This is a genomic window from Deinococcus radiodurans R1 = ATCC 13939 = DSM 20539 (assembly GCF_000008565.1).
Taxonomy (GTDB): domain Bacteria; phylum Deinococcota; class Deinococci; order Deinococcales; family Deinococcaceae; genus Deinococcus; species Deinococcus radiodurans.
Window position 1 is genome coordinate 92,098 of record NC_000958.1, and the last position, 25,555, is coordinate 117,652.

Here is a 25,555-nt window from a genome sequence, read left to right on the forward strand (position 1 = left end):
TCAGCCCCGGACCAGGGCGCGCACGGCAGCGGCGTCGGTCTGGGTCAGCGCCTGCGCGGCGAGCTGCTGCAAGTCCTGGCTGGAGCGCCCCCGCAGCGCGGCCTTCACGGCAGCGACCTGCGGCGTGCTCACCGACAGTTCCTTCACGCCCAGGCCGGTCAGCACCAGCGCCCCCACGTCGTCGCCCGCTGCGCCGCCGCACACGCCGACCCACTTGCCGTGACGCTGCGCCGCGTTCACCGTCCGCTTGATGAGCCACAGGACGGCGGGATGCATCGCGTCGGTCTGCCGAGCGAGCTGCGGGTGCAGGCGGTCCATCGCCAGGGTGTACTGCGTCAGGTCGTTGGTGCCCACGCTGAAAAAGTCCACCTCGGGCGCGAGCGCCTCAGCCAGCAGCGCCGCCGAGGGCACCTCGATCATCACGCCGAGCGGGATGTGCGGGGCACCGACTTCGGCACGCACCTCATCCAGAATGGCGCGGGCACGGCGGAAGTCTTCGAGCGTGGCGATCATCGGGAACATGACGTGGACGTTGGGATGGTCCTTCGCCACCCGCGCAATCGCCCGCAGTTGCGGCAGGAAGAGGTCGGGCCGCTCGAAACACAGCCGGATGCCGCGCATCCCCAGAAACGAGTTGTCCTCGCGCGCCAGTCCCAGGTAAGGCACTTCCTTGTCGCCGCCGATGTCGAGCGTGCGGATAATCAGTGGGCGCTCTCCCAGCGCCGCCGCCATCGCGCGGTATTCCTGCTCTTGGTTGGCCTCGCTCGGGGCGCTGTCGCGTTCCAGAAAGAGAAACTCGGTGCGCATCAGGCCCACGCCCTCGGCCCCGGCGTCGAGCGCCCCGGCAGCGTCCGCCGCCCGGTTGATGTTGGCGGCGATTTCGACCCGCACGCCGTCGCGGGTGCCGCCCGGCTGGTGGCGCGCGGCGCGGGCGGCTTCGCGCTCGGCGGTGAGCACGGCCATGCGCTCGCGGGCGGCCTGCACGTCATTCTCTGAAGGGTTGAGGTAGAGCCGCCCCGCCGAGCCGTCCAGAATCGCCAGGGTTCCGTCGGGCACCTCCAGCACGCCAGCTCCCGCCGCCACGATGGCGGGCAGCCCCAGCCCCCGCGCGATGATGGCGGTGTGGCTGGTCGGCCCGCCCTGCGCGGTGGCAAAGCCCAGCAGGGTATCGGGGCCGAGGCGGGCGGTGTCACTCGGCGTGAGGTCGGGAGCGAGCAGGATGACCGGCGCCGCGCCCGTCTGTACGGTGTCTTCACCCAAGCCCAGCAGGTGACGCAGCACCCGGCGCTGCACGTCGCCGAGGTCGCTGGCACGGCCCGCGAGCACCGGGTCGTCGAGCTTTTGCAGCTGCGCGATGCGCTCGTTCGTCGCCTGCTGGTACGCCCAGGCGGGGCCGTGGCCGTCGAGGATGCGCGACACGGCGTCCTGTACGGTCCCTTCGTCGGCGAGCAGTTCCTTGTGCGCCGCGAAAATGGCGGCCTTGTCGGCGCCGAAGCGGGCGTGCACGTCGGCCATCATGCTGTCGAGGTCGGCGGCGGCGGCTTGCAGGGCGGCGTCGAGCTGCGCGGCGCCCTGGGCCGGGTCGGCGGGCTCGTCGGTGACGGTCAGGGACCGTTGCAGATGCTGGCGGGTGGTGCCGACCACCAGCCCGTCGGCGGCGCCCACGCCTTCCAGCGCCGCGCCGACTTGCTGCGGAACCCAGTCGGGCGTGCGCGTGGTGGGAGGGGCGGCGGCCTGCGGCGCGGCGGCGCTCAGGTCGTCTCCCAGCCCGGACTGAATGGCGTCCACCAGCGGCCTGAGCAACGCCTGCTGGTCGGTGCTGACGGTGAGCGGCGTGCCCCGCGTCAGGCCCAGGCTGAGCAGTTCCATCAGTTTGGTCGCGTCTGCCGAGCGCCCGTCGTCCCGGGTCAGCCGCGCTTTGGCGCCCGCTTTTTTGACCATCCCGGCAAGCAGGGTCGCGGGGCGGGCGTGCAGCCCCTGTGGGTTGGGCAACGTGACCTGTGCCGAATACGGCAGGCCCGGAGCCGCCGCCGCAGCTGCGACGGGCCGCTCGCCGGTCAGCGCCTCGATGAGGTCTCCGGCGTCGGTGGTGGTCCACAACCGCTCGACCAGGGCCTCGTCGCCCAGCACGCGGGTCAGGCGGCGCAAGATTTGCAGGTGTTCGTCGCTCGCGGCGGCAATCCCGACCACCAGATGCACCGGGCCGTCGGCGTCCTCGCCCCACTCCACGCCTGCGGCAGTTGCAACACGGCGATGCCGGTCTGACGAATGAGGTGACGCGACTCGGGCGTGCCGTGCGGAATGGCGATGCCGTTGCCGAGATACGTGTTCGCTTGCGTCTCACGGGCGTACATGCCCTGCACGTAGGCCGGGTCCACGTTGCCGTTCGCGGCCAGCAGCCCCGCGACCTGCGCGATGGCGTCTGCCTTGTCGGCGGCCTGCGCCCCCACTTTGACGAGCTGTTTCGGAAGTTCAATCATGCCTGCTCCCCCTGCCGGATCTGCGTTGCCAGATTCACGTTGTCGGGCCTATGACCCTGGCTGCGCTCGGCCTGCCTGCTTCTGAATGTTTATGATTGATTTTGAGCGCTTTTGATCATAACTGCCAATTCATCGGAATGCAAGAGAAGGGCGGCGGGCGAAAATCTCTGCACCAGAGGATCCCGCATGTGGATGAACCTCTGGCGCAAGCTGTACGTTTCTGAGCGAAATTGAGCTTTCACTGCTAGCATGGGCCCTGATGAGTCCCCCCCTTGCCGAGGAGCGCCTGACGCGCATCGTGCAGCTGCTCGCCGAACGCGGCACCCTCCGCACGGCGGCACTGACCGAGCTCCTGGGCGTCAGCAGCGCGACCATTCGGCGCGACCTCGATGTCCTCGCCGGGCGTGGGCTGATTCGCAAATTGCATGGTGGAGCCGCGCTCGCCGCCCCGGAACCGGAGGCGCCGCTCAATCAGGACCAGTTTTACCGGGACCGCCAGCAGGTCAATCATCTGGGCAAGCAGCGCCTGGCCGGGCGCGCCCTGGAGTTGATCGCGCCGGGGCAGACCCTCTACCTCGACGCAGGCACCACCGCGCTCGCGCTCGCCGAAGCGTTGCAGCGCACTCCCCAGCTGACGCGGACACTGCGGGTGGTGACTCACGGCATTGACGTGGCCTACGTGCTCAACGGCGAATGCGCGCTCTACGTGGTGGGGGGCGAGGTCTACGGCAGCACCTACAGTCTGACCGGCCCAGACGCGCTGAGCACGGTGTCGCGCTACAACTACGACCTGTTTTTCGTCAGTTGCACCAGCATCGACCCGGCGGGCCGCCTCACCAACTCCAACAGCGTCGAGGCGCAGCAAAAGGCTTCCATTCTGCGCCAGTCACGCCGCAGCGTGCTTATCGCCGACCAGAGCAAATGGGGGCCGCCGGGCTTCGCGCCGTTCGCCGGCTTCGCTGAGGTCAGCGCCTGGGTGACTGACCGAGCGCCCGCCACCGCGCGGGCCGCTTTTGAGCAGGCCGGGGTGACGGTGCTCGAAGCGGACGCCTCAGCCAGGGAACTGTCCGCAGATTGAGATACGTTGAAAGGTGGGTCTGAAGCTGAAATCTAGGTGGCGCACCTCCGCAGTCGCGGCTCATGGCTTTACCCAGCCGTCAGCACATAAGCCGGCTGCGCGCCCCGCCGAAAGTCGCAGACCCGGTAGCCGCGCCCGAACAGCGCGTGAAATGCCCCCCGAGTCTGCTGGCGCCAGGTCACGGCCTGCTCGGGATGCTCGTCGAGAAGTCCCGGCAGGTCGGCGGGAATGTGCAGCAACACGGCGGGCGCTTCCTCCGCTCCTGGCCGCCAGTCTCCCGTTCGGGGGTCGTTGATGGCCGGGAGCTCGGCGTCCTGCGGCGGACGGGCAGGCAGACTCCCCGGCGTCCACACGGCGACGAGGCGGTCGGAGGCAATGCCCGCGTTGATGCCGCCCATTTCGCCGTAGAAATCGTCGATGTACGTGGTGGCGAATGCCCCCAAGCGGTGGATGTTGAGCTGGGCGTTGATGGCCCGCAGCGGGTCGTAGGTCCACTCGATTTGAGTGATGCCCCGCTCCCGGCCCCACTCGGCCTGAAACTGCTTGAGCTTTACGGCCAGGCCGGTTCCGCGCCAGGCCGGATGCACCGCCAACAGGTGCGAGTGCTGCACATGGCTCTGGGCTGTGGGCAAGCCGACCACCAGGCCGACGAGTTCGCCCGCATCGCTGCTGAAGGCGCCGGCCACCAGGCCACCGATATGCTCCAGCGCCCGCATGGCGTCCCGGGGAAAAATATCGCGTTCCGAGCCGCCCCACACGAGAAATTGCAGGTCTTCGGCGGCCAGGAGTTCGGCGGTGCCCCGGAGCTCACGAACCCGGGCCTTCATTTGCACCGGATGTCCTGACCGAACCACTGCGCGCTGAGCTTGGCATAGGTGCCGTCGGCCATGACCTTGCTCAGCGCCTGGTTGAGGGCGTCGTGCAGGGTCTTGTTGCCTTTGGCGACGGCGCCTGCGTTGCGCTCCTTAGAAATCGCCTCGCCGATCACCACTTTGTCTTGCAATTTCGCCTGCTTGAGCATGTAGGCCACCACCGGGCCGTCCCTTTCGTCTTCAAGAATTCGCGGCCGCAATTAACCCTCACTAAAGGGATCACCACTTTGTCTTGCAATTTCGCCTGCTTGAGCATGTAGGCCACCACCGGGCCGTTGCTCGACCAGGCGTCCACCCGCCCCGACATCAGGGCCGTGAGCACGGTCTGGTCGTTGGGATAGGTCCGCACGTCCGCGATGCCGGGAATCTGGCGCAACACGGGCAACTGCGCGGTGCCCACCTGACTGCCCACACTTTTGCCCCTGAGCGCGGCGCGGGTCGTCGGTCCACCCTTTTTCGCCACGATGTTGACCGTGGAGCAGTAATGGGGCTTCAAGAAGTCCACCGCTTTTTCCCGCTCGGGCGTGATGGCGTGAGAAGCGAGCACCGCGTCGTAACGCCCCTGGTTCAGGCCGATGAGCAGGGTGTCGAAAGGCTGCGTCACCCACTCCACCTTGACGCCCAGCGTGCGGCCCAGGGCGTTGCCGAGGTCGATTTCAAAGCCCACCAGCTGCTTGCCGGCATACGCGTTGAAGGGCGGAAAAGTCCCTTCGGTCGCCAGGTGCAGGGTGCCGGAGTCCTTGATTTGCTGCCAGGTGCGCGGCGCAGCGGAGGCGGTGGTGAGGGTCAAGCAAGCAAGGGCGGCGAGGACAGCGTAGGAACGGTTCATGACAGACCTCCTGGGCCTTCAGTACACCTCATCGGCGGGCGGCTGATGAGGCAGAGCGTCTATAAAGGGCGTTTGACCGGCCTGAATCTCCCTGGTCCAGCGCGTAACTCCCGCGAGGGCTTGCGGGTCTAGGCTCACCCCGATGCCGGGGCCGGGGGGAACCGGCATTTCCCCACGCTCGACTTCAAGCGGCTCCTGAATGATGTCGCGCTCCCAGTAGCGGCTCGCCGAGCTCGTGTCGCCGGGCAGCGTGAAGTTTTCCAGGGTCGAGAGGTGGATGTTGTGGGCGCGTCCGATGCCGGTTTCCACCATTCCGCCGCACCACAGCGAGGCGTCGAACGCCAGCGTGAGGTCGTGAATCCGGCGGGCTTCGAGGTGCCCGCCCACCCGCGCCACCTTCAGGTTGATGACGCGCCCCGCCCCGATGCTGAGCGCCTGACGCGTGTCGCGGGCGCTGGTGATGCTCTCGTCGAGACACAGCGGAGTACGCAGGTTTTTTTGCAGGGCGGCGTGGTCGAGCAGGTCGTCGAAGGCGAGCGGCTGCTCGATGTACTTCAGGCCGTAGCCGTCCAGGCGTTGCAGGGCCGAGGCGTCGGCGAGGGTGTAAGCGCTGTTGGCATCGACGGTGAGCTGGGTGTCCGGCAGGGCCGCGCGCACGGCGGCCACCGGCTGTTCGTCCCAGCCCGGTTTGATTTTGAGTTTGATGCGCCGGTAGCCCTCGGCGGCGTGGCGCGCGGCGAGGTCGGCGGTCTGCTCGGCACCCGGCTGAATCCCGAGGCTGACCCCCACCGGAACCTTGTGCCGGACGCCGCCCAAGACTTGCCAGAGGGGGAGACGCAGCGCCTTGGCCCAGAGGTCCCAGAATGCCATCTCGACCATCGCCCGCGCCATGCGGTTGCCCCGGTAGGGCGCGAGTTCGAGGGCCAGCGCTTCAGGCGTGGCGAACCGCTGCCCCAGCAGCCGGGGCAAGAGCTGACCTTCGACAAAGGCGACGGCGCCCGCCACAGTTTCTTCCCGGTAGAGCGGCAGAAAGTCCATCACCCCCTCGGCGTAGCCTTCCAGGCCCCCGGAACGCAGCGTCAGGAGCGGCACGTAGCGGCGGCGCATCACCCCGAAGCTCGTCTCGAAGTCGAACTTGAGCGGCATCTCGAGCAGCCGCAGTTCAGCGCTTTCGAGGGTCAGGCCAGCGGGCGAAAAGGGCGTCATGTGGACTCCTCTTTACCAGGCGGGGAGGGGAGAGGGGGCGGGGCTGTCCAAAATGTGGAGAACTGATACGTGCTGCGTCCAATTCCCTAAAACCCGGAAAAACGCCGAATTTTAGTCCATTTCCCGCAGCACGTATTTTTTGCCACTCGCCCCGCTCGGGTTTCATCGCTAAGTTTTAGCGATTCAACCGCAATTCGTATGACCTGACGGCTCCCAAGGAATGTTAGCGTGGCCCATGACTCCACCGATTCTGGTGACGGGCGCCGCAAGCGGACTGGGGCTGGCGACGGCGCAGCTCCTGCGTGAGCGAGGCCACGACGTGATTCTCTCCGACCTGCGGCCCTCGCCGCTCGGCGAAACGCGGGTGGCCGACCTCACCGATGAGGCGGCGCGGCGTGACCTGATCGCGGGCCTGCCTCCACTGGGGGGTCTGGTCGCCTCGGCGGGCGTGGCCGGTCAGGCGCCGGGGCACCTCGTCATGGAGCTGAACTACGTAGCGACCCGTGACCTGGTGAGCTGTCTGCTTCCGAAGATAGCGCGGGGCAGCGCCGCCGTGGTGCTGTCGAGCACGTCCGCCCTTTTCGCGTCCCAGACGCAGGAGGAACGCCGCGTCATCCGCGACGATCCCGCCGCTGCGCGCCCCGGCTGGCAGGACCTCGAAGGCTGGGACGCCTACGGGCTGTCCAAGCGGCTGCTGCTCGACGAGCTGCCGGGGTGGGTGGCCGCCGGGCTGCCGCACGGCGTGCGCGTCAATGCCCTGCTGCCGGGGCCAATTGAAACCCCCATGCTCGGCGATCTGGAGCAGATGCAGGGCGCGGAAGCCATGGATTACATGAAGGCGGTGGTGGGCCGCTACGGTCAGCCGCGCGAAATCGCCACCATTATTGCTTTTCTTCTTTCGCCCGACGCCTCGTGGCTCAATGGTGTGGAACTGCGGGTGGACGGGGGGCTCTTTACGCAGTTCGCCCTGGAGCAGCGCACCTCCTGAAGATCGTCGCCTGCCCATCCACAACAAAAGGCCACTACAGCAGCCCCGCCCGCAGCGCCTTGACTGCCGCCTGGGTGCGGTCGGCGGCCTGCAACCTGTGCAGGATGTCCTGAATATGCAGTTTCACGGTGCTGACGCTGACGCCGAGCGCTTCGGCGATGTCCTTGTTGGGCAGCCCGTCGGCAATCAGGCGCAGGATGTCGAGTTCGCGGGGGGTCAGGGGCGAGTGGGCTTCAGGCATCCGCACGCCGCCGAGGACGTGGTGCGCCACCTGCGGATCGAGGTAGGCGCTGCCCGCCGCCGCCGCGCGAATCGCCAGCAGCAGCAGGTCCGGGCTGGCCGATTTGAGGCAGTAGGCGTCCGCGCCCGAGGCGAGCGAAGCGAAGACTTCCTCGCGCAGGTCGTGGGCGGTGAGCATCACGATGCGGACCCCCGGCCAGCGGCGCTTGATTTCGCGCGCTGTGGCGATGCCGTCCATGCCCGGCAGGCCGATATCCACCACCGCCACGTCCACTGGCCGCCCAGTGAGGACTTCCAATGCCTCCTCCCCGCTGCGGGCCTCGGCCACCACGCGCAGGTCGGGTTCGAGGTTCAGCGTGGCGCGCAGCCCGTCGCGGGTAAAGGCGTGGTCCTCAACGAGCAGGATGCCCACCGGGTCAGGCATGGGGCGCCTCGGGCAGGGTCAGCACGAACTGGCTCTGCGCCCGCGCCGTGCGGCGGTAACGCACCGTGCCGCCGTGCGCCTCGGCAATCCGGCGGGTGAGGTACAGGCCCAGCCCGCTGCCGCTGCCCGCCCCCGCGCCCCGGAAGCGCTGAAAGAGCCGCGCCTGCTGCTCGGCGGGAATGCCGGGGCCGCTGTCTTGCACGATGAAGGTGACCTCGTCGCCGTCGCCGGTCAGAAAGAGCGTGACTTCCCCGCCCGGCGGGCTGAACTTGATGGCGTTGTCGAGCAGGTTCTGTACCGCGCGCCGCAGGTCGTGCTTGCGTCCCAGCACGGTCACGCCGCTGAGATTTGTTTCGACGGTGACGTTCCTGGCCTCGGCGCGGGGCCGCAGGTCGCCGGCCACGCTCAGGACCACGGCGCGCAGCGGCACCGGCTCGCGCTCCTCGTCCTCGCCGCTCTCGAACTTGGCGACGCTCAGGAGCTGGTCGGCGAGGTCGAGCAGCGTTTCGTTGGCCTGGAGCCCGTTTTCCAGCGTGGCGCGGTAGGCGGGCGGCAACTCGCCGTAAGCGCCTCTCAGGGCGGCTTTCATGTTCATGGCGTTCGCCAGCAGCGGCGTGCGCAGGTCATGCGAGAAAGCGTACACGAGGTCGCGCAGCAGTTCACCGCGCTCGGCGAGTTGCTGGCGGTTTTGCCGCAGGTCGTCGAGCAGCGCGGTGCGCTCCAGCAGCGGTTGCAGGGTGCGGACGGCGAGGCTGGTCACGCCCGGCGCGCTGTGCGGCGAGTTCAGGATGAGCAGCAAGTCGCCCTCGGTCGGGCGACGCAGGCGGGCGAGGTGGACGTTGCCGCCCTCGGTCGCCCACACGTCCCCGGCCCCCACCGGATGCGCCAGAAATTCCAGCGGAATGCGGGTGTTCAGGCGGCTGGGGCGCTCGGCGGCAGGCAGGTCGGGCGCGAGCACCAGCGCGTAGGGCTGCGTCAGCACCGCCTTGTCCACCGCGCCGATTTCCACGCTGCTCGCCCCGGTCAGGCGCTGCAAGGCCGCCGCCGCCCGCTCCACGAACTCGGCCTGCCCCAGTGGGCCACCCAGGTCCTCGGCGAGTTGCCGCCGGGCTTTTTCGCGGGCGAGTTGGTGCTCCTCTTCCTTGAGCGCCGCCGCCTGCTCGGAGGCTTCGCGGGCGCGGGTGGAGAGGTAGCCCACCAGCACCACCGCCAGAATGCTCACGGCGCGGTTGGCGAAGTGGTAGCCCCCCACGCCGTCGCGCGAGCCGTTCCAGAAGCCGGCGACCACGTTCGCCAGCACCGCCAGCGCGGTGAGTTGCCAGACCGTCTTTTTCGACGTGCCGAGCGCCGCGAACGCGACCGACGCGCTGAGCACCGTGCCGAGCGCGAACGACGCGGGCGTCAGGAGGTCGAGCAGCACCACGACCACCAGCAGCGAGAGGGACACCCCCCACACCACCCCGTCGCTCAGGGGAAACTGCGGCGGCGGGAACAGCTCCCGCACGAATGCTCCTGTGCTTTCCGGCCAGCGCGTCCTCATGGGCCCCAGCGTAGCCCGCCTGTCCCCGGCGCACGATTGGCCAGGTGGCCAATGCCCTGAGCCAGCTGGCCGATACCTCACTCCGCGCCGCAGGACGACCATAACGGCGCTATGAGTCTTTCTTCTTTCCGGTGGCGGCCATGACCACGGCCCCTCAGCCCAAACAGAGCATCTTTTCTCCCGAGCTGGTGCGCGGCGCCGTCCGGGCCAGCTTCGCCAAACTCTCGCCGCGCGACCAGGCCCGCAACCCGGTGATGTTCGTGGTCTATCTGGGCACCGCGCTCACCGCTTACCTCACCGTCGCCAACCTGGTCACCGGCAAGCCGTGGGGCTACGAACTGGCCATCACGCTGCTGCTGCTGCTCACGGTGCTGTTTGCCAACTTCGCCGAAGGAATGGCCGAGGCGCGCGGTAAGGCACAGGCGGCGTCGCTGCGCTCGGCGCGTGAGGACGTCAAAGCCCGGCGGCTGGTGAACGGTCAGGAGGAACTGGTCGCGGGCACCGCCCTGGAACGCGGCGATCTGGTCGTCGTGGAAGCGGGCGAGATGATTCCCGCCGACGGCGAAATCGTGGAAGGCCTCGCCAGCGTGGACGAGAGTGCGATTACCGGCGAAAGCGCTCCCGTTATCCGCGAAGCCGGCACCGACCACAGCGGCGTGACCGGCGGCACCAAGGTGCTCTCCGACCGCATCGTCATTCAAATCACCTCCGGCGCGGGCGAAAGCTTCCTCGACCGCATGATCGCGCTGGTGGAGGGAGCGAGCCGCCAGAAGACCCCCAACGAAATCGCCCTGTCTATTCTGCTGTCCGGCCTCACCCTGATTTTCCTGCTGGCGGTGGTCACGCTGTACCCCTTCACGGTGTACGCGGGTGCGCCGGCTTCGGCGGTCACCCTGATCGCGCTGCTGGTCTGCCTGATTCCCACCACCATCGGCGGGCTGCTGCCGGCCATCGGCATCGCCGGGATGGATAGGGCTTTGCAGGCCAACGTGATCGCCAAGAGCGGCAAGGCGGTGGAAGTCGCGGGCGACGTGGACGTGCTGCTGCTCGACAAGACCGGCACCATCACCATCGGCAACCGCATGGCGACGAAGTTTCACCCGCTGCCCGGCGTGACCGAAGCGGAACTGGCCAAAGCCGCCCTGCTGAGCAGCCTCGCTGACCCCACGCCCGAGGGCAAAAGCATCGTCGCACTCGCTCGGCAACTCGGCGTGGACGCGCCCGAACCCGCCGGCGCCGAGTTCATCGAATTCACCGCCCAGACCCGCATGAGCGGCGTGGATTTTCCCGGCACCTCCATCCGCAAGGGCGCGGGCAGCCGCATCTCGGCGCTGGCGCAGGAGCGCGGGGGCCAGCTGCCGCCCGAACTTGCCGCCATCACCGACGAGGTGTCGCGGCAGGGGGCCACGCCGCTCACCGTCATCGAAAACGACCGACTGCTGGGCGTGGTAGCACTCTCCGACATCATCAAACCCGGTATCCGCGAGCGCTTCGAGCAGCTGCGGCGCATGGGCCTGCGTACCGTCATGATTACCGGCGACAACCCGCTGACCGCCGAGGCGATTGCCAAAGAGGCCGGTGTGGACGGCTTTCTGGCAGAGGCCACGCCCGAAGACAAGATGGAGATGATCAAGCAGGAGCAGGCGAGCGGCAAGCTGGTCGCCATGATGGGCGACGGCACCAACGACGCCCCGGCGCTGGCGCAGGCCGACGTGGGCCTCGCCATGAACTCCGGCACCCAGGCCGCCAAGGAAGCCGGCAACATGGTGGATTTGGACAGCGACCCCACCAAGCTGCTGGAAGTGGTGGAAATCGGCAAAGGCCTGCTGATTACCCGCGGCGCCCTGACCACTTTTTCCATCGCCAACGACGTCGCCAAGTACTTCGCCATCTTGCCCGCGCTGTTCGTGACGGCTTACCCGCAACTCGGCGTGCTGAACGTGATGGGCCTGCACTCGCCCACCAGTGCCGTGCTGAGCGCCGTGATTTTCAACGCGCTGATTATCCCGGTGCTGATTCCGCTGGCCCTGCGGGGCGTGCCGTACCAGCCGATGAGCGCTGGAGCCCTGCTCAACCGCAACCTGCTGGTGTACGGCGGCGGCGGCATCCTGGTGCCCTTTATCGCCATCAAATTGATCGATTTGTTGATCGGTGGATTGATGTCATGAGGCGTTTATGTCAGTTCTCGTTACGAAGAGAAATTCCTGTCCAAATGGCTGCTCCACACATGACTATGAAAGGGAAAATGAATTGTCTTACATCTAAACTCTTTGCCAAAGCCATTAACAGTAGGCCTACCAAAATTAGTAGAACCACTCCAGTCATGATAATAGCAACTTGTGCCTTCCGGGTTGGAGCCATTACATGAGCTACGAAAACCGGTGCTGCACCCGACGCTGCATTTGCAACAAGGAAAATCCACCAGCTTGGTGTGCTTACCCCGCCTGGGCCAGTAAGTTTGGCAAGAAAGGAAACAACTACATAAGCAACTAGAGAGCTTAAAAGTGCAATTGGAAGAAGTAAAACCCATCGTATTACGTCGGCAGGAGACCTCTCTTGCATGATGAGAAATCTTACCATTTGTCACAATCTTGTGTTCTGCAAAGGAATCCTCATGGACATCCTGCTTCCCCTGCTGCTGGTCGTCTTTTTCGCCCTCTGCGCCGCTTACCTCAGAGGCATGGACAACCTATGATTCTCGCCCTCGCTCTGATTTCGCTGGCCCTGTTCGTCTACCTGCTGTACTCGCTGCTGCGCCCGGAGGACTTTTAACCATGTCGGCTTCTCTCTTGCAATTCGTGGTGCTGCTGGGCGTCATGGCGGCGCTGGTCGTTCCGGTCGGCAACTGGCTGTATGGCGTAGCCACCGGCCAGAAGGACACCGCCCTGGAACGGCTCACCTACCGCGTCATCGGCATCAACCCCCGCGAACGGATGGACTGGAAGCGCTACGGCCTCGCCATCGTGGTGTCCAACCTGGTGATGCTGCTGCTGGCTTACCTTCTCATTCGGCTGCAAGGGGCGTTGCCCTGGAACCCGGCGGGCCTCGCCGCGCAGTCGCCTGATCTGGCCTGGAACACCGTGGTCAGCTTCATGACCAACACCAACTGGCAGGCCTACAGCGGCGAGCAGAGCCTCTCGTACTTCTCGCAGATGGCCGTCATCACGACCTTCATGTTCACCTCGGCGGCCACCGGCTTTGCGGCGGCGCTGGCGTTCATGCGCGGGCTGGCCGGGCGTGACGGCACCAACCTGGGCAACTTCTGGGTGGACGTGACCCGGCTGATCTACCGGGTACTGCTGCCGGTCTGCTTCGGGCTGGCACTGGTGTTCGTCTGGCAGGGCATGCCGCAGACGCTGGGTGCTTACGCCAACGCCACCACGCTGGAAGGCGCGGCGCAGCGCATCGCCCTGGGGCCGGTCGCCAGCCTCGAAAGCATCAAGCACGTCGGCACCAACGGCGGCGGCTTCTTCTCCATGAACGCCGCGCACCCCTTCGAGAACCCCACGCCGCTCACCAACGCGCTGCACATCCTTTCCATGCTGCTGCTGCCCTCGGCGCTGACCTACGTGTTCGGGCGGATGCTGGGCAACCTGAAACAGGGCTGGGTCATCTTCGGCGGGATGCTGGTGATGTTCGTTGGCTTCCTGGGGACGGTCTACAGCTTCGAGCAGGCCGGCAACCCCATCCTGAGCAAGCTGGGCGCAGAGCAGGCCATCACCGCGACCCAGGCGGGCGGCAACATGGAAGGCAAGGAAGTGCGCTTCGGCATCGCGCAGACCTCGCTGTTCGCTACCACCACCACCGCCGCGACCACCGGCAGCGTGGACTCGATGCACGACTCCTACACCGGCATGGGCGGTTTCGTGCCGATGCTGCAAATGATGCTGAACAACGTCTTCGGCGGCAAGGGCGTGGGCTTTATCAACTTCGTGCAGTACCTGGTGCTGGGCGTGTTCATCGCCGGGCTGATGGTGGGCCGCACTCCCGAATTCCTGGGCAAGAAAATCGAGGCCAAGGAGGTCAAGCTGACCATGCTGGCCGTACTGGCGCACCCGCTGAGCATCCTGGGCTTCACCGCGCTGGCCTGCGTGCTGCCGGGCGCCCTGAACTCGCTGAACAACCCCGGCCCGCACGGCTTTTCCGAAATCCTGTACGCCTACACCTCCGGCACCGCCAACAACGGCAGCGCCTTTGCCGGCCTGAGCGCCAACACCTTCTTCTACAACCTCACCATCGGCCTGAGCATGTTGATGGGCCGCTACCTGACGCTGCTGCCGATGCTGGCGGTCGCGGGGATGCTGGCCGCCAAGCGGCGCGTGCCCGCCGGCTCCGGCACCCTGCCCACCGACACCGCGCTGTTCGGCGCCCTGACCGTGTTCGTGATTCTGATCGTGGGCGCCCTGACCTTCCTGCCCGCGCTGACGCTGGGCCCGGTCGCCGACCACCTCCAGATGCTGCGGGGCGTGGTGCTGAAGTAACCCCTCACCCTTCCGCCGCTGGCGCGGCTCCCTCCCTCTCCCAAGGGGAGAGGGCCCTTGCAAAGCGAGGGGTGAGGGGTCTTTGATCGCCCACCCACACCGCTAAAACCACCTCCAAGGAGTAATCAAAATGACCACCCCTAATGCCAACCTCCAGAACTCCGCCCCCCTCCCTGCCGAGCGCCCCACGCCGCTGCCCCGGCTGCTGCTCAGTGCACTGCTGGCCGCCGTGCTGTTCATGCTGGTGTGCGGCCTGGCCTATCCGCTGCTGACCACCGTGGTCGCGGGCGCCGCTTTCCCCAATCAGGCGGGCGGCAGCCTGGTGACCCGGAACGGCCAGGTGGTCGGCTCGGCGGTGCTGGGCCAGAACTTCACTGCGCCGCGCTACCTGCATGGCCGCCCCTCCATGACGAGCAAGACCGACGGCAGCGGCCCCGAGCCCTACAACGCCGAGAACTCCGGCGCCAGCAACTGGGGCCCCACCAACGCCAAGTTGCAGGGCGCGGTGCAAGGGCGCATCGCCGCCTTCCGCCAGGAAAACGGCCTGGGCGCGGACGTGCCGGTGCCGATAGACGCCGTGACCGCCTCGGCCAGCGGCCTGGACCCCGACGTGACGCTGGCGACGGCACTTTTGCAGGTGAACCGGATTGCTCAGGCGCGGGGCATGCAGCCCGCCGGGGTGGAAAAGGTCATCCGAGCCCACCTGAAAGGCCGTGATCTGGGACTGCTGGGCGAGCCGCGCGTGAATGTGCTGGCGGTGAATTTGAGCCTGGACGGGCAGTAAACACGATGTCCGAACCCATCCGCCTGACCCTCCCCCGCGACTCGCAGTCGCCACAGCCTGAGCGCGGCACCCACCGCATTTTCATCGGCATGGCGGCGGGCGTGGGCAAGACCTACCGCGCCCTGAACGAGCTGCGTGAGCGGCTGGAACGCGGCGAGGACGCGCTGGTCGGCGTGCTGGAAACCCACGGGCGGCGCGAAACCCTGCAGGCCGCCGAGGGCCTGCCCGTTTTTCCCCGGCGCGAGATCGTGCATGGCAACGTGACCCTGAGCGAACTCGACGTGGAGGGCCTGATTGCCCGCAACCCCTTCATCGTCCTGATTGACGAACTGGCCCACACCAACGCGCCCGGCAGCCCGCACGAGAAGCGCTGGCAGGATGTGGAAGCGCTGCGCGACGCCGGCATTCACGTCCTGTCCACCATGAACGTGCAGCACCTCGAATCGCTGAACGACACGGTGGCGCGCCTGACCGGGGTGCGGGTACGCGAGCGGGTGCCGGATTTCGTGCTGCATGACGCCGACGAACTGGTTCTGATTGACCTGCCGCCCGAGGACCTGCGTGAGCGGTTGCGGGCCGGGAAAATCTACGCGCCCGAGAAAGTGGAGCAGGCGCTGGGCAACTTTTTCACTCTGCCCAACCTGACCGCGCTGCGCGAAATTGCGCTGCGGCATGTAGCGCAGGCGGTGGAGCTGGAGGTGCCCGAGGGCCAGCCCGCCGCGCACGAGGTGGTCGTGGTGGCGATGGCGGCGGAGGGCACGGCGGCCCGCCTGATTCGCCGGGGTGGGCAACTCGCCGAGCGCCTGCGCGGTGAGCTGCACGTGGTCACGGTGCGCCCGGCCCGCCTGACGCCCGAGGCCTCGCGGATGCTCGACACCTGCCGCGAAATCACCGAGGCCCTCGGCGGAGGATTCCGGGTGCTGGACAACGTCGGGACGGTGGGCGCCACACTGGTCGCCTACGCCCGCGCCGTTCACGCCACCCAGATCGTGATGGGGGAGACCAGCCGCAGCCGCTGGGCCGAGCTGTTGCGCGGCGACATCATCAAGTACGTGCTGCGCGGGACGCAGGGCATGGACGTTCATGTCATCAGCCGGGATTAGCATTTATGTCAGGAGGTGGCCTGTATTCGCCAATGGGCCATCCAGATGGAGGAGTCGCGCTATTCAGACTGCGGTCAAAATGCCGACGAACTGAACGTTTACCCTGTTGGATGAAGGCAGGCGCGTATCGGCTCCGCGCTGCATGAAAGTCGTCTCAAGCCGTCCGCTTCATTTCTGACCCCGCCGAAACCCACCATGTGTACAGTGGACTATGTTGTCCCGCCGTGTTCTGCTGACCATGGGCCTGACTCTGGCCTCTGCCTTCCCGACTGGGCTCGCTCAGAGGCCCCAGCCACAGACGGCTCAGGCGCAGGCGGACCTCGAAGCGATAAGCACCGCCTACACGATGTACCTCAGCGCCACGTTCATCCGGGACAGCTGCGTGAAACGCGACCCGGCCAGCGCCGTCAGGGTCAACCAAAGCTACGCGGCGTGGCTTGCGGCCCAAAACCTCGGCACGTTCGAGGCGCAGCTCGGTAAAAAGTTCGGGACTGATCAGGTCAAAGCGCTGCGCCAGGAGATAAGCGGCCAGCTGGCGGTCTTGGATACCGCGCTGCAAAAGCTGGGGCCGGCCAGTCAGGCCTGCCCGGCCTTGGCAACCCAGTTTTCATCCGATACCTTCGATGTGCGAAAGAAGGTGCCCAACCTCGCGGCGCTGCTCACTGTAGGTAGAGGGCCAAGCGGAACAACGGCGGCCAGTGGAAGTGGTAGCAGCGCCGGGGCCAGCGTCACCGTTTACAGCGTGGCGCAACTCTCTTCGCTCATGGCCCAAACGGTCGCGCCGCTGCGGAGCGCCGGAACCCGTGCTCAGGAGGCTGCCGGCCTGAAAAAATTGCAAACGCTGGGCAAGGTGATCGTGGTGAGCGGCACGACCAAGCGCAGGCGCTCCATCACGCAGGCCGACGACCGCCGCGAAGTCAGGTACGACGTGTATTGCTACGACATGCACAACGACGCCGCCGATCCGCCCCAGGGGCAAGTCACGGTGGCTGGGCGGATTCGTGAGTTCGACGCCAGCCTGGGTGTCGTGCTGGAAGACTGCGTGGTTTTGAGCGCCGGCCAGAGCGCCCAGTTCAAAAAATCTACCCTGGCCGTCGTGGACGCGGCGTGGCAGTTCAAGTCCCAGCCCTACGAGAAGTTTCTGGTGCCTGCCGGCCAGGGCCTGAAAGACAGCGAGATTCTGGGCGCGTACATGGAGCAATCCAGCGCCGTTGGCGTCGGGGGGATGACGATCACCACCTATCCTGTCTCGCTGTTTCTGAAAGACGGCACCGTGTTCAATGATCCTTATTGGGCGCCCACGTCGTTCAACTTCAAGCTCTCGCGGCAGCTTGAGCCGCAGAAATGGGGCAAGTGGACCCGCCAGGGCAACAATTTCACGATCAAATGGAGCGACGGCAGAACTGACACCTTCATCGTCAAGGGCGCGCCCAAGGCCCTACCCGCCGGCACGCGGTTGTCGGGGACATTCGAGACCATCTCCGGCGGCGGCACCACCTCGCTAGGCGGCGACACCATTGTGGTGAGCAGCGGCACGTATACCTTCCGGCCAGACGGCACGTTCACGGGCGGCAGCTTCGGCGGCGGTGGTGACTCGTCAGTCACTGTCGGCAGCAGCAGGGCAAGCGGCGGCACCTACAGTGTCAGTGGCTACGGCATCACCCTCAGGGGCTCGGCCAGTCAGGAACGCCGGCTGTTCTTTGCCCGCTACAACGACGACATGCTGTACATTGGCAGCTCGACTTACACCCGCGACCGCTGAGCACCCGCTCGGGCTGCCCTGCACCAGTACCGCCACGTTGGTCAGCCACGCGCTGGGAGCATCTTCTCGGAATGGTCGGGCGCATGTTGAGTGTTGGTCTGGCCTCTGAAATGGGAACGGGCCTGGCTTGAATTTTTGCAGGCCCTGCTTTCGTCAGGTCCTGAACGGCTCTCTGGCGCGTGAGGCTGCGCAGGTCGTGTTCTTGGTGGGCTGGGGGCGCGGCAAGTCCACCGTGACACACAACCCACGGGGCCGCGTCGCCTCGAACAGGACGGTGCCGCCATGTAGCTGCACAATCCGGTCCACGATGGCGAGCCCCAGACCGTTGCCCTCACCGCTGCGGGCGGCGTCCACCTGATAAAAGGGCTCGGTCAGGCGGGGCAGGGCTTCGGCGGGCACCCCCGGCCCTGCGTCCTGAACGGTCAGCCTCACGCGGTCGGGTTCGCCCCACACCCGCACCGTCATGTCCGCTCCCTGGCCGTAGCGCCTGCCGTTGCCGATGAGGTTTTCGAGCAGCCGGGTCAGCAGCGCTTCGTCTCCGGGAATGAGCGTGTCTCCCCAGGTCTCGAAGTCCAGCCGCACGTCCGGCGCCGTCTCGCGCGCGCGGTCAACCGCTTCTCCGGCGAGATCAGCGAGGTCCACGGGCCGCAGATGCACCGTCCGGGTGCCGCGCGCGAGCAGCAGCAGATGGTCGGTGAGGCGCTGCATCCGGTCCACGTCGGCCAGGGCTTCACGCATGTTCTCGCGCAGTTCCGCCTCGCTGCGCGGCGTGGCGAGCGACCCTTGCAGACGCACCTTGAGGGCCGCCAGCGGGGAGCGCAAGTCGTGGGCGGCGGCGCGGGTGAACTCTTCCTCGCGCTCACGCACGTCGGCGAGTTGCGTAAAAGAAGTTTGCAACGTATCGGCAAGTCGTCCCAGTTCGTCGCTGCGGCCTGCGCCGGGCAGGGGAAGCCGCAGGTTGTTGCCCTGCCCGAGCCGCGCCGCCGCCGCCTGCAAGCGGGCCACCGGGCGCAGCAGCCGGCCCGCCAGCGCAGAGCTGAGCAGGGCCACCAGCAAGGCGGCGGCAGGCACCGTCACCGCCAGCGCCCGCAGGTAGGCGCGCAGTGGGTCCACCACCCCCAGCACATCGCTGGCGATTTGGGCGGTCGCGGGCTGGCCGCGCAGAACGAGAGGAGCGACGAGCACCTGATGCCCGGCGCGCGGCGCGTACCCGGCGGGCAGCGTCAGCGGCAGGGCCGGAAACTCGTCGGTTACGGCCACCACCTGGCCTCCCTGAACCACGCGCGCGTCCACGTTGCGCGGCAAAGAGGTGATGACCAGCGGCGGCCTGGCTGTCAGTGGCCGGTGGTCGAGTTCCGCCGTCAGTCGCGGCATCAGCCCTTCGAGCCGCTGGGACTCGGAGGCCACCAGAAAGGAACGCAGCGCCAGAAACTGCACGGCCGCCACCACCAAAACGATGATGGCCGTTTGCAGCGCCACGCCCAGCGCCAGACGGGTGCGGATGGTCATGGCACCCGGTAGCCCAGACCGCGCGAACTCTGCACGGCCTCCGGCGCGAGCTTGCGCCGCAGGTAGCTCACGTAGACATCCACCACCCGCATGTCCCCGCTGAACTCCGGTCCCCAGACTTTCGTGAGCAGTTCCTCGCGGGTAAACCAGCGCTCCCTGGAAAGCGTAAGCGCTTCAAGCAAGGCGTACTCGCGCGCCGTCAGCCCGGTCAGTTCGCCTTGCCACCACACCTGACGCCCACTGGTGTCGAGGCGGCCCTGTCCTCCCGCGAATTCGATACGGGCGCTGCACATGGCCGCGCGGCGGCGCACCACAGCCCGCAAGACCGCCAGCAACTCGGGCAGCTCGAAGGGCTTGACGAGGTAAGCGTCGCCGCCGAGGTCCAGCCCTTCCACCCGGTCTGCGAGGTCGCTGCGCGCGGTCAGGAAGACGATAGGCACCTCCGCGCCCCCCGCCCGCAGCTCGCGCGCCAGCTCGAAGCCGCCCAGCCCCGGCAGCATCACGTCGAGCAGCAGCGCGTCGAAGGCCCCGGCCCGCGCCGCCGCCAGCCCCCGCACGCCGTCGGGCTCCCACGCCGCCTCGTGCCCCGCTTCTTCCAGCGCCCTCACCGTAGGCAGGGCAATGCGGGGGTCGTCTTCCACCAGCAGCAGCCGCACCGCCTTATCGTCCTCCGGAAAGTGGGTTCACGCTGGGCATCCCTCATCCTAGCGAGCAGGGGCCGGAGCACCGTAAGGACCGGCACGCACTCGGCCCGTTGAGCAGACCTTTAGGAGGGCATTTTTCTTGCACTCGCCTAACATGCGCTTCCTATCGTCGGACGCAGGTGCCGACCCGGCACGATGATAAGGAGAAAACATGCGTCATTCTGTGAAAACTGTTGTGGTCGTTTCCAGCCTGCTCCTCGGTACGGCCCTGGCCGGAGGCGCCGGCGCCCAGTCCGCGGGCAATGGCGTGCCGTCCACCAACGTCAATACGCCCGCCCCCAACACCGGGCAATCCACCGCGCAGAACACCAACACCGCTTCGCCGCTGCCCTACAACCGCGCGACCACGCTGCCGGCGGCGGGCACCGAAGACCTCAAAAAGAGCGTCCAGGCGCTGCAAAACACCTTGACCGAGCTGCAAGCCCTGCAACTCCAGACCAAGCAGGCGCACTGGAACGTGTCGGGCACACTGTGGTACACGCTGCACGAACTGCTGCAAGACCACTACGAGGGCATCAGCAAGTTTGCCGACGACGTGGCCGAGCGTCAACTGTCAGTCGGGGCGTCGAGCGACGGGCGGGCCATCACCATCGTGGCGGCGTCGCGCCTGCCGGAAATTCCGGGCGGCTTCCTCGACGACGCGCAGGTCATCCAGTTCTTCACCTACCAGTACGAAACGGTCGGCCAGCGCATCCACCAGCGCGTCGGCGACGTGGAAAAGGTGGACCCCACCACCGCCAACCTGCTTCAGGAAGTTGAGCACATCATCGAGAAGTACCAGTGGCAGATGCGCGCCTTCTTGCAGAACACGCCGACCGACCCCAACACCGGCTTCGACATCAACAACGGCAAGCCCGTGCCGCTGCGTGGCCGCTGAGCCGAGCATCACCGAGAAGGGTCGTTTGCTGAAGCTGTAAGCGACAGAAACTGAAAATGCGCCCGGTCAACAGTGCCGGGCGTGTTTTTGCTTTTGGAGGGACTGGTTGTGGCTGTATCTCTCATCAGGAGGTGAAGCCGCGCTCTTTGGAGCTTCGGCCTGACCTCTCGCGCCTAAAACCCTCACTCTACCGGCACCGGCAAGACGGCGCGGTTTCGTCCTCCATCTTTGGCCTGATAGAGCCGGCTATCCGCCATTGCGATGACCGCTTCCAGGCTGGGCGCCTCGGCGAAGGTGGCGCCCCCCGCGCTGATGGTCAGGGGCGGAAGATGGTCTACCCGCAGCGTGCGGATGGTGTGCAGCAGTTGCTCGGTGACCTGCTGGTGTTCGCGGGCGCTCTGGCACGGCAACACCATCACAAATTCTTCGCCGCCCCAGCGACCGATAAGTGCATGTTCTGAGGCGGCGGCCCGCAGCGTCACGCCGATCATTTGCAGCGCCTGGTCGCCGGTCAGGTGTCCGTAGGAGTCGTTGACGCCCTTGAAGTGGTCGACATCCACCATCAGCAGCAGGGTTTGCTCCGGCGACGAGGTGCGCCAGAGCGTCCCGAGTTTCTTTTCCAGCCCCCGGCGGCTGAGGGTGCCGGTCAGGGCGTCCCAAGCGAGCTGACCTTCGAGGTAGGCGCTGCGGACCTGTTCCTCGTTGACATAGTGGCTGTAGCGGGCGGCGAACGCGGCGGTGCCCAGGCCCACGGCGAGCAGCCCCAGCTCCGTCGGCACGCGGACATTTGCATTCACGGCGCTGGCGACGGTCAGGACATACAGCAGAGCCGAAAACGGCGCCGCGAGCCGGGTCGGCAAAATGGCAAACAGCACCATACCGAGAATCTGGACTTCGAGCAGCACGATGCTGCCGGTCCATGAATGTTCCAGCAGGTCCTGCACGATGTCGGCGGCGATGCGCCCACTCAGGGTCAGCACCGCCAGCCTGCAGACCAGCGACATGGGACTGGGCAGACGCCAGTTGACGATAAAAATAGCGATGACCAGCGCAATCCCGCCGCTTCCCACCAGCAGTTGAAACTCGTCGTGTTTGCGCCAGGACCGGATGAAGGCCAGCAGTTGAACGGCCAGTGCCCCCAGGGCCAGCACGGACACCAGCCAGCGCTGGCCCGAGTTGCCGCGCGTTTGGGAAGAGGGGGCTTGCGAAGTCACGAGCGGCAACGTAACCGACTGAGGGTCACAAGTTCTTGAAATCGGAGTCTCACTCAGGAACATTAAGGTCTCACGTCGCTTGATTCTGGCAACTGAATGTCAATGAGAGGAAGAAGCCGCTAGGCAAGCTCAAGTTGCTGCCCACGCTCCCGAGGTTGAAGTCAGCGTAACAGGCGACAAGAGCCACTGAAGGCGCTGCGGCACCTGGCCTAGCCGCGCCGCCCATTTGACTGATGCTCTGGCCTGGCTGCGCCCGCTAGGCTGCCTCAGGGCTAGGCCGAAGCCTGCCCGGGAGACCCCATCATGGCCGAACGGCAAGTCATCAAAGAACGCGCCCAGCTTTTTCCCCACCCCAATGCCGAGAGACTCGAACTCTGCAAGGTCGGAACCTTTCAACTGGTCGTCCGCAAAGGCGAATACCGGGACGGCGACCCCATCGTCATCGCCCCCGAGAAGGCCGTCTTGCCCCCGCAGCTGGCCGGGCTCTACACGAACGCGGACACCGGCGCGAGCTACCTGCACGGCGCCGAGAAAAACCGCGTGGGCTCGGTGCGCCTGCGTGGCGAGGTGTCGCAGGGCGTGATTCTGCCGCTTGACGGGCTCGAAGACGCCCCGTTCGGGGAAGACCTCGCCGAGCGCCTCGGCATCACCTTCTGGGAACCGCCCGTCCCGGTCAGCATGGCGGGCGAAGTCGAGCCGCGGCCCCCGGCGCAGCACTACAAGCACCACGATGTCGAGCAGTTCGGCATCTACGTCAGCGAATTTGCCAGCGGTGAAGAGGTGATGGTTACCGAGAAGCTTCACGGCACCCAGGGCGTCTACTTCCGCACGGCGGAGGGCCGCTGGCTGGTCACGTCCAAGGGCCTCTCGCGCGGCGGCCTGACCCTGCGGGAAGCGGCGAGCAACGTCTACTGGCAAGCGGCCCGCAACAGCAACCTCTTTGCTGAAGCCGACGCGGCGTTTTCCGGCGGCGAAGTGCAGATTTTCGGTGAAGTCGTTCCCGTTCAGAAGGGCTTTTCTTACGGTCAGCACAAACCCACGGTCTTCGTGTTCAAGGTGGTTTATGACGGCCTGCGCTTGCCCCGCCGCGACTGGCCGCAGTGGGTTCTCGACCACGCGGTCCCGGTGCTGTACGAAGGGCCGTTCGACGAGGCCACTGTCCGCAAGTTGCGCGGCGGCCTGGAGACCGTTTCCGGGAAGGGGCTGCACATCCGCGAAGGCGTCGTGGTCGCGCCTAAAGTCCCGCGCTTTGCCGCCGACGGCAGCGATCTGAGCGTCAAGCTCATCTCCGACGCCTACGCCAAAAAGGAAACGGGCGAGGAGTACTCGTGACCCTGCTCAACGTGGTGGACGTGGAAGCGACCTGCTGGGAAGGGGAGCCCCCGGCGGGTCAGCACAGCGAAATCATCGAAATCGGCATCGTGGTGCTGAATCTGGAAACGCTGGAACGAACGGGCAAGCGCAGCGTGATGGTCAGGCCGGAACACTCCGAGGTCAGCGCGTTCTGCACCCGGCTGACCGGCATCACGCCGGAGGAAGCCGCTTCTGGCGTCAGCTTTGGAGCAGTTCTGCGAATTACGCGTGCGTCGGAACAGCACCGCCACCCGCTCCATTCTCTGCTTCGCAGCTTTGCAAGTTCGTTCTGCTCCCTGTTTTGTCCTCGCTCTCTGCGAGCTGTACCAGTCCGCTCGCCAAAAAGCTGTGCCATCTTTTTGTCAAATGCTCTAGGGAAGCGTGCGACCTGCTGCGGGCCGAGTACCACACTGATTCCCGGCCCTGGGCGAGTTGGGGCGACTATGACCGCAGGCAAATTCAGCGGCAGGCGGTCGGCGGCGTTCGCTTTCCCTTCAGTGCGCGCCACACCAATGCCAAACGCGCTTACGCCGAGGCGTATTCCCTCAGGAAAGCGGGGATGGCGCAGGCCCTCGCCCACGCCGGGCTGCCACTCGAAGGAGCGCACCACCGCGGCGCCGACGACGCCTGGAACATCGCGGCTCTGGTCGCCCAGCTGGTGAGTGAGGGGCACTGGCCGCAGGACCCCACGTAGATAATCTGGGAAGACATGCACCCCGACTGAAATCCCTCTTCAGTTCAATCCAGGCGCCGTCTGAACGACGTGACCATTCACCACGTCCAGGGTGTAGACCGGCTCGCTCAGCAGGTCTTCGGCCAGCGAGAGCTGAAACGTGTCGGGCGAAGTCGGAACTCCGGCAGCTCCGTCGGTCAGGGTAATCCACAGGCCCGATTCGTCCGCCGCGCACAGCAGCGTGCGCCCATCTTCAGTCCCGAACTCCTGAAAGGTGAGTGGGGCGATCAGGGTGTGCCAACTCATCAGCCCGCAGAGGCCAGCCAGACTGTCGAGGTCGTCGCCGTCGAGTTCGTAGGCCCGGTACGTGATGCGGTGGGCGAGTTCGCTGAGGTCCATGCCGCTCAGTGTAGGGAAGGTGGAGGAAGGCCATTCTCTGGCAGCAGCTTGTCACAAACGTGAACGGCTGCTCAGGTGGGGGAGACCCGGCGCCCCTGGCCCGCCCAGGAGGATAAGGACGCCTGCGGCAGGCCCTTTCAAGCTGCCGCGCGGCCCCCAGGAGAAGCCTATGCGTCAGGAACACCAGCAGATCTGCGTCGACGACACCACGCTCTATATCGAGGGCAGCGGCCCGGAAACCATCCTCATGGTGCATGGCTGGCCGGACACGTACCGCCTGTGGGACGCCCAGGTTGAGGCGCTCAAGGGCCGCTACCGGTGCGTGCGGCTGACGTTGCCTGGCTTCGAGGAACCGAATGCCCGCAAGGTCTACACCCTCGACGAATTGACCGGTTTGCTGAGCCGCGTGGTCGAGCAGATTTCTCCCGACCGGCCCGTGATTCTGCTGCTGCATGACTGGGGGTGCATGTTCGGTTATCAGTTTGCCCGGCGCTTTCCGCAGCGGGTTTCCAAAATTATCGGTGTGGACGTGGGCGACCGCTTCGAGCAGACGCCCAAAGCCCTGGCTTTTACCATCGCTTACCAGTGGTGGCTGGCCCTCGCCTGGTGGATCGGTGGCGGCCTCGGAAACCTGATGACCCGGGTGCTGATGCGCCTGATGCACGTGCCGAAAAAGACGCGCGAAGTGACCGCCGGCATGAACTATCCCTACTTTCAGATGTGGTTCGGCGGCAAGGAAGCCTATTCGCGGCAGGCCAAGTCGTTTTCACCGAGCTGCCCGGTGCTGTTCGTCTACGGCGAGCGCAAACCCGTCATGTTTCATACCCCGCGCTGGGTTCAGAAGGTAGAGCGTCTGCCCGGCGGAAAAGTGGTGGGCCTGCCGACGGGGCACTGGGTCATGGTCCAACAACCGGACCGCTTGAACCGCGAAATCCTCGACTGGCTGGCGACGGTTTGAGTACGGCTGGCTCGTAAGCGGCTGAGAAAGCGCGTGACGGCCTACGCCCAGCTCACGGGCGCGGACCGTTTTCTCCTTCCT

Annotated in this window: 19 protein-coding genes and 4 pseudogenes; 13 read left to right on the forward strand and 10 right to left on the reverse strand. The window is 66.3% G+C overall.

Annotated features, from left to right (window positions below; genetic code table 11):
* Positions 1-2,480, reverse strand: a pseudogene (gene ptsP / locus DR_RS15835) (phosphoenolpyruvate--protein phosphotransferase).
* A gap of 259 nt (positions 2,481-2,739) precedes the next feature.
* Here ptsP and DR_RS15840 point away from each other — a divergent pair.
* Positions 2,740-3,558: a DeoR/GlpR family DNA-binding transcription regulator gene (locus tag DR_RS15840; protein WP_010884014.1), complete on the forward strand. Its 819-nt coding sequence runs from the start codon at positions 2,740-2,742 to the stop codon at positions 3,556-3,558.
* A gap of 68 nt (positions 3,559-3,626) precedes the next feature.
* On the opposite strand, the gene DR_RS15845 is transcribed toward DR_RS15840, so the two are convergent.
* The 3 genes and pseudogenes from DR_RS15845 to menC form a co-directional block, all read right to left on the reverse strand.
* Positions 3,627-4,385 (reverse strand): GNAT family N-acetyltransferase, encoded by a 759-nt coding sequence (locus DR_RS15845; protein ID WP_034351130.1) that lies wholly within the window; start codon positions 4,383-4,385, stop codon positions 3,627-3,629.
* Positions 4,382-5,259 (reverse strand): annotated as a pseudogene (locus tag DR_RS15855) (ABC transporter substrate-binding protein). The gene DR_RS15845 and the pseudogene DR_RS15855 overlap by 4 nt, the downstream one beginning before the upstream one ends.
* A gap of 18 nt (positions 5,260-5,277) precedes the next feature.
* On the reverse strand, positions 5,278-6,465 hold the full coding sequence (gene menC / locus DR_RS15860; protein WP_010883950.1) for an o-succinylbenzoate synthase: 1,188 nt from the start codon (positions 6,463-6,465) through the stop codon (positions 5,278-5,280).
* Positions 6,466-6,700: 235 nt separating this feature from the next.
* Between menC and DR_RS15865 the strand changes: the two genes are divergently transcribed.
* Complete coding sequence (locus DR_RS15865; protein ID WP_162177797.1) at positions 6,701-7,453, forward strand: SDR family oxidoreductase; 753 nt, start codon at positions 6,701-6,703, stop codon at positions 7,451-7,453.
* A 34-nt stretch (positions 7,454-7,487) separates the two neighbouring features.
* On the opposite strand, the gene DR_RS15870 is transcribed toward DR_RS15865, so the two are convergent.
* Both DR_RS15870 and DR_RS15875 read right to left on the reverse strand, forming a co-directional pair.
* Positions 7,488-8,117 (reverse strand): response regulator, encoded by a 630-nt coding sequence (locus DR_RS15870; protein ID WP_010883952.1) that lies wholly within the window; start codon positions 8,115-8,117, stop codon positions 7,488-7,490.
* Positions 8,110-9,657: a sensor histidine kinase gene (locus DR_RS15875; RefSeq protein WP_034351346.1), complete on the reverse strand. Its 1,548-nt coding sequence runs from the start codon at positions 9,655-9,657 to the stop codon at positions 8,110-8,112. Before DR_RS15875 ends, DR_RS15870 begins: the two co-directional genes overlap by 8 nt.
* Before the next feature lie 140 nt (positions 9,658-9,797).
* On the opposite strand from DR_RS15875, the gene kdpB reads away from it, so the two are divergent.
* The 6 genes from kdpB to DR_RS15905 all read left to right on the forward strand — a co-directional run bounded on the left by kdpB (position 9,798) and on the right by DR_RS15905 (position 17,787).
* Positions 9,798-11,825: a potassium-transporting ATPase subunit KdpB gene (gene kdpB / locus DR_RS15880; RefSeq protein ID WP_010883953.1), complete on the forward strand. Its 2,028-nt coding sequence runs from the start codon at positions 9,798-9,800 to the stop codon at positions 11,823-11,825.
* 523 nt (positions 11,826-12,348) lie between these two features.
* Positions 12,349-12,429, forward strand: coding sequence for a K(+)-transporting ATPase subunit F (gene kdpF, locus DR_RS17270; RefSeq protein WP_227086055.1), 81 nt, complete (start codon positions 12,349-12,351; stop codon positions 12,427-12,429).
* A gap of 2 nt (positions 12,430-12,431) precedes the next feature.
* The gene (gene kdpA, locus DR_RS15890) at positions 12,432-14,138 is read left to right on the forward strand and encodes a potassium-transporting ATPase subunit KdpA (RefSeq protein ID WP_010883954.1); all 1,707 of its coding nucleotides are present in this window, start codon (positions 12,432-12,434) and stop codon (positions 14,136-14,138) included.
* Positions 14,139-14,268: 130 nt separating this feature from the next.
* On the forward strand, positions 14,269-14,922 hold the full coding sequence (gene kdpC, locus DR_RS15895) for a potassium-transporting ATPase subunit KdpC (protein WP_010883955.1): 654 nt from the start codon (positions 14,269-14,271) through the stop codon (positions 14,920-14,922).
* 5 nt (positions 14,923-14,927) lie between these two features.
* Positions 14,928-16,025, forward strand: a complete 1,098-nt coding sequence (locus DR_RS15900) for a sensor protein KdpD (RefSeq protein ID WP_010883956.1) — start codon at positions 14,928-14,930, stop codon at positions 16,023-16,025.
* 211 nt (positions 16,026-16,236) lie between these two features.
* Entirely contained in the window at positions 16,237-17,787 is a 1,551-nt protein-coding gene (locus DR_RS15905; protein WP_034351230.1) for a hypothetical protein, read from the forward strand.
* Between the two features lie 153 nt (positions 17,788-17,940).
* Here DR_RS15905 and radR read toward each other — a convergent pair whose 3' ends face one another.
* A complete protein-coding gene (gene radR / locus DR_RS15910; RefSeq protein WP_010883957.1) occupies positions 17,941-19,296 on the reverse strand; it encodes a two-component system response regulator RadR in 1,356 nt (451 codons plus the stop codon).
* On the reverse strand, positions 19,293-19,952 hold the full coding sequence (gene radS, locus DR_RS15915; protein WP_010883958.1) for a two-component system sensor histidine kinase RadS: 660 nt from the start codon (positions 19,950-19,952) through the stop codon (positions 19,293-19,295). Before radS ends, radR begins: the two co-directional genes overlap by 4 nt.
* 199 nt (positions 19,953-20,151) lie before the next feature.
* Between radS and DR_RS15920 the strand changes: the two genes are divergently transcribed.
* A complete protein-coding gene (locus tag DR_RS15920) occupies positions 20,152-20,877 on the forward strand; it encodes a Dps family protein (protein ID WP_010883959.1) in 726 nt (241 codons plus the stop codon).
* Between the two features lie 182 nt (positions 20,878-21,059).
* On the opposite strand, the gene DR_RS15925 is transcribed toward DR_RS15920, so the two are convergent.
* A complete protein-coding gene (locus DR_RS15925; protein WP_162150140.1) occupies positions 21,060-22,091 on the reverse strand; it encodes a GGDEF domain-containing protein in 1,032 nt (343 codons plus the stop codon).
* Between the two features lie 303 nt (positions 22,092-22,394).
* On the opposite strand from DR_RS15925, the gene DR_RS15930 reads away from it, so the two are divergent.
* From DR_RS15930 to DR_RS16430, 3 genes and pseudogenes are all read left to right on the forward strand, one after another.
* A complete protein-coding gene (locus DR_RS15930) occupies positions 22,395-23,423 on the forward strand; it encodes an RNA ligase (ATP) (RefSeq protein ID WP_010884030.1) in 1,029 nt (342 codons plus the stop codon).
* A 20-nt stretch (positions 23,424-23,443) separates the two neighbouring features.
* Positions 23,444-23,605, forward strand: a pseudogene (locus DR_RS16425) (hypothetical protein); the annotation flags it as partial.
* A gap of 215 nt (positions 23,606-23,820) precedes the next feature.
* Positions 23,821-24,138, forward strand: a pseudogene (locus DR_RS16430) (DNA polymerase III); the annotation flags it as partial.
* A gap of 39 nt (positions 24,139-24,177) precedes the next feature.
* Here DR_RS16430 and DR_RS15940 read toward each other — a convergent pair.
* A complete protein-coding gene (locus DR_RS15940) occupies positions 24,178-24,516 on the reverse strand; it encodes a hypothetical protein (protein ID WP_010884031.1) in 339 nt (112 codons plus the stop codon).
* Positions 24,517-24,685: 169 nt separating this feature from the next.
* On the opposite strand from DR_RS15940, the gene DR_RS15945 reads away from it, so the two are divergent.
* Positions 24,686-25,474 carry an alpha/beta fold hydrolase gene (locus DR_RS15945; RefSeq protein ID WP_034351235.1) on the forward strand — a complete coding sequence of 263 codons (789 nt, stop codon included), beginning with the start codon at positions 24,686-24,688 and terminating at the stop codon, positions 25,472-25,474.
* Positions 25,475-25,555: the final 81 nt, after the last annotated feature.